Here is a 3,959-nt window from a genome sequence, read left to right as displayed (position 1 = left end):
CACCCGCTACGACAAGACCGTCGAGTCCTACCAAGCCGCCGTCACCCTCGCATCGCTCCTGATGTGGGCGTGACATTTGAAGACAACTCCTAGGGAGAAGTGGGCCGACGGCCCCCGAAACCACCTGGGCCTGCTCTCGGCCGGCTTCCCGAACCTCTTCACCGTCATCGGGCCCCTCAGCCCATCGGTGCTCAGCAACGCGGTGGTGGCCATCGAACAGCACGTGGAGTGGATCACCGATTGCATCTCCCACCTGCGGCGGAATGGCATCACCGAGATCGACGCCACCCCGCGTGCCGAGGCGGACTGGTGCACCCACGTCGCCAACCTCGCCGCCCAGACCCTCTACCCGGCCGTCGACTCCTGGTACATGGGGGCGAACGTGCCCGGCAAGCCGCGGGTATTCCTGGCCTACACGGGCGGCCTGGACCGGTACCGGGCGGAGTGCGACGCCGCCGCCCGGGACGGCTACCGCGGCTTCACCCTGTCCGGAGGCGCTGACTGAGGGGCCGCTCCCGGACGGCGAACGGTGCTGATCGCCGGCGTAAGGCAGCCGGTAATCCGTAAGGGCTGAAAAGGGAGTTGAGAGGAAGGGGCGATCGGCTACCGCCGTTCTTCGGGGGCAAGGACCGGCAACGTCGGAAGACGGTCCTCGGTGGTCCGGCAGGCGGGCAGCCGTCAGGGTGTCATCATCGGCTGGTGTGGACGGCTGGTGCCGCGGACAGATCGCTGGCAGCTCACCCCCTTCGTGGCGCCTGCTGAGGCCAGGCCGAAGCCGGAAGACATCACGCCCGTGACCTGCTGCCCGACCCGGGCCGCTCGATCACCTCGATCGCCAAACTGCTCGGCGTCTCGCCGGGCACGCTCTACAACCACATCCCGGACCTGCGCGAGCTGCGCGCCAGCGCAGTACCCCGCCAGCTCGAAGCCTCCACGCAGTAGGCAGATCAGACCAAGATCAATCTCAGCGGCACTTTCTGTACCTCAACTACTCACACCCGATGATCGGGCATCTGGAACAACCGCAGCAGATGGTGGGCGGCGTCCATACGTCCCCACGCGAAGTCGGAGAGGCGCCATTGGCTGTGGATGAAGGCGCCGAAGTGCTGGAACCGCAGCCCGTACAGCTTTCGGTCGCCAATGTCGGCGAAACGGTCCTCGTTGAGTAGTGGGCTCATGGAGTCGGGGCCCAGACGGAGGAACTTAAAGTCTGGCGTCAGCGGCTCGATGATCTTTGACGGCGGAGCGTGGACCCGGGTCATGACCTCGACGGCTAAGGGTTGTCCCGTAATCGATCTTCAGGTAGGCCGAAGCGTGCCAGGTAACCGGGGCGGTGGTCCGATTACGCGGCTTGGAGGAGGTTGTGCAGGCGGGCGACGCCGAGCACGGCGTGGTGGACGCCGTCACCCTTGAGCCGGCAGTCGCGCAGGATCTTCCACGCCTTCATCCGTGCGAAGACGTGCTCGACCCGGGCTCGGACGCGCTTGTGGGCGCGGTTGTGCTCCTTCTTCCAGTCACATAGCTCACTGCCGGCCGGACGACGATGCGGGATCACGAGGCTGGTGCCCGGGTAGCCACCATCGGAGATTGTTGTCGTCTTCCCGACGGCCGCCTTGGCGCCGGACTCGGCCCATGCCTTGCAGTCGTTGCGGTTGCCCGGTATCGGCTGTCCGATCACGACGACCAGAGGGGTGTCAGCGTCGATGACGACCTGGTGATTGGTGGAGTACCTGTAGTTCTTCGACTGCTCGGCGATGCTGTGGTCGCGGGTAGGGACCAGAGCGCCGTCCACGATGAGCACCGTGTCCTCGGGGAATCGTTGCCACTGCTTGAGTGCGAGCAGTGGGCTGGTGCGGGTAACGATCCGGTCGGCTGCGGACTTCGAGATGCCGAACAGCGGGGCGAGCTGCCTCAATGTCAGGTTGGTTCGCCAGTAGGCAGCGACGAGCAGCACCCGGTCCTCCAACGGCAGCGACCATGGGCGTCCCGGCCGCAGCACCTCGGCTCCTTCGCGGCGCAGCATCGTGATCAGCTTGCGGAAGGCGCGCGGATTCAGGCCGGTGAACGGGGCTATCCAAGACGGCTCCGACGCCGTGATCACTGCTGTCACATCAAGATCGTCGCACTGCCTCGGAGGCCAGACTCACGGAGATCGCTACCTGCCAGGATTTCGCTGGGCGGTCTCGTCATCAGCTAGTACCGTGCGATGCAGAGCGGTGAGGGGGGTGGGCTGGTGCGCCCGGTGCTATTGGTAGATGTGGACGGGCCTCTGAATCCGTATGCCGCGAAGCCGCATCGACGGCCCGAGGGTTATGAGACGCACCGGCTTCTGACGCCGCGCTGGGAGGCGGCCGAGCGGCGCCGGCTGGCCGAATGGGGGCTGCCGAACAAGCCGGTGAAACCACTGCGAGTGTGGCTCAATCCGGCCCACGGCCCGGCATTGGATGCGCTCCCCTTCGACCTGGTGTGGGCGACAACGTGGGAGGAAGAAGCCAACGCTTTCGTCGCACCGGTCCTGGGATTGCCCGAGCTGCCCTTCATCGCCTGGCCCTCGCCGCGGGCCGAGCCCGGGGACGGTGTGTTCTGGAAGACCCCGGAGATCGTCGCGTGGGGGCAAGGCCGGGCGTTCGCCTGGATCGATGACGAGATCACCGAGGCGGATCGAGCCTGGGTGAAGGAGCATCACAGCGGCTCCGCCCTACTGCACCGGATCGACCCCCGCTGCGGCCTTACCAGCGACGACTTCGCCGCACTCACGGCATGGGCGACCAGCCTGCGCTGACCCACGACCAGTCGGCAACCACCTGCAACGCCGCTCCGCACGATCATTGCGGGACAGCCCTTAGGTGTGTTCCTGCCGACCATGGCCACGACCAAACGCCATGCATCGCCGCATCGTCGAAAACGTCCAACGCCTCCAGGTCGCTCTCATCCCCGTGCGGCTCCTGCACTCCATGGCGTGGCTCGAAGAAAGCGCCAAGACCACCGACGACACGCTGATCGCGAACTGTGCCGAAACCGTCAGGATTTCGGGGGAGTGGCTTCGAGGCCGCCATCGCGGGCTCCTCGGCGGCGCGGCCGTCGGCACCTGGGACACCGCCGCGCTCGCCGCGCTGCCCGTCCGCTACAACGTCATGCGCTGGCTGGGCCTCACCGGGAAGACCGTCATTATCGACGAGGCCCATGCCTACGACGCGTACGGCCACCGCCTCACCGAACGCCTCCTCGAATGGCTCGGGCACACCCGCACCCCGGTCGTATTGCTGTCCGCCACGCTCACAGGGATCATCGCCACCTGTCTCGCCGCGGCGCAGGCCACACCATCCCCATCACGCTCGACCCCGCCTAGCCCGGCTGGACGTTCGTGGACGCCATGACCGGCCAGGTGACCACCAGCGAAACCCTCCCCACCACCCGTGCCCGCGCCCTCACCATCACCACGCAAAGTGTTCAGCACGCAGCCGCCTCGGCCAATGCCGACAGTCGCCTCGCCACCATCGCCCGCACCCTCCAGCCCATGACCAGTGAAGGCACCGGGTGCGCGCTCGTCGTCTGCAACACCGTCGCTGACGCCCAGGCCACCGCCCGGCATCTGCGGCAAGCCTGGACCGGTGCCCACCGGCCGCTTGTGCAGCTCCTCCACGCCCGCATGCCCGCCCGCCAACGCGACGCGATCACCCGCCGACTCGAACACTGGGCAGGCAAACCCCGCCCCGCCTACACCACCCCCAGCGGCCACTACACCCGCGCCCGCGGCCAGCGACCGCCGCGGCCTGTGATCGTGGTCGCCACCCAAGTCGTTGAACAGTCCCTTGACGTGGACTTCGACCACGTCTTCAGCGACCTCGCCCCCATCGCTCTCCTCCTCCTGCGCGCGGGCCGCTGCACCGCCACGACCGCCCAGAACGCCCCCACTGGGCACCCGACCCGGCCATGACCGTCCTGATCCCCACCGGCCA

At 67.3% G+C, this 3,959-nt stretch carries 6 protein-coding genes; 4 read left to right on the top strand and 2 right to left on the bottom strand.

The window, feature by feature from the left end; all coding sequences use genetic code 11:
- Positions 1 to 76: 76 nt before the first annotated feature.
- On the top strand, positions 77 to 505 hold the full coding sequence (locus ACZ4XD_RS37260) for a hypothetical protein (protein WP_468049995.1): 429 nt from the start codon (positions 77 to 79) through the stop codon (positions 503 to 505).
- Between the two features lie 487 nt (positions 506 to 992).
- On the opposite strand, the gene ACZ4XD_RS37255 is transcribed toward ACZ4XD_RS37260, so the two are convergent.
- A complete protein-coding gene (locus tag ACZ4XD_RS37255) occupies positions 993 to 1,262 on the bottom strand; it encodes a DUF3376 domain-containing protein (protein WP_468049994.1) in 270 nt (89 codons plus the stop codon).
- A gap of 80 nt (positions 1,263 to 1,342) precedes the next feature.
- Positions 1,343 to 2,110: a transposase gene (locus ACZ4XD_RS37250; protein ID WP_468049992.1), complete on the bottom strand. Its 768-nt coding sequence runs from the start codon at positions 2,108 to 2,110 to the stop codon at positions 1,343 to 1,345.
- A 96-nt stretch (positions 2,111 to 2,206) separates the two neighbouring features.
- Here ACZ4XD_RS37250 and ACZ4XD_RS37245 point away from each other — a divergent pair, with 96 nt between their 5' ends.
- The 3 genes from ACZ4XD_RS37245 to ACZ4XD_RS37235 all read left to right on the top strand — a co-directional run bounded on the left by ACZ4XD_RS37245 (position 2,207) and on the right by ACZ4XD_RS37235 (position 3,937).
- The gene (locus ACZ4XD_RS37245; protein WP_468049991.1) at positions 2,207 to 2,782 is read left to right on the top strand and encodes a hypothetical protein; all 576 of its coding nucleotides are present in this window, start codon (positions 2,207 to 2,209) and stop codon (positions 2,780 to 2,782) included.
- 100 nt (positions 2,783 to 2,882) lie between these two features.
- Entirely contained in the window at positions 2,883 to 3,377 is a 495-nt protein-coding gene (locus ACZ4XD_RS37240; RefSeq protein WP_468049989.1) for a DEAD/DEAH box helicase family protein, read from the top strand.
- On the top strand, positions 3,374 to 3,937 hold the full coding sequence (locus tag ACZ4XD_RS37235; protein ID WP_468049988.1) for a hypothetical protein: 564 nt from the start codon (positions 3,374 to 3,376) through the stop codon (positions 3,935 to 3,937). Before ACZ4XD_RS37240 ends, ACZ4XD_RS37235 begins: the two co-directional genes overlap by 4 nt.
- Positions 3,938 to 3,959 lie beyond the last annotated feature (22 nt).

The sequence above is a fragment of the Streptomyces sp. NPDC029466 genome (assembly GCF_055574515.1).
The sequence above is the reverse complement of the archived record's forward strand: the minus strand, read 5'-3'. Positions and strand labels throughout refer to the sequence as shown.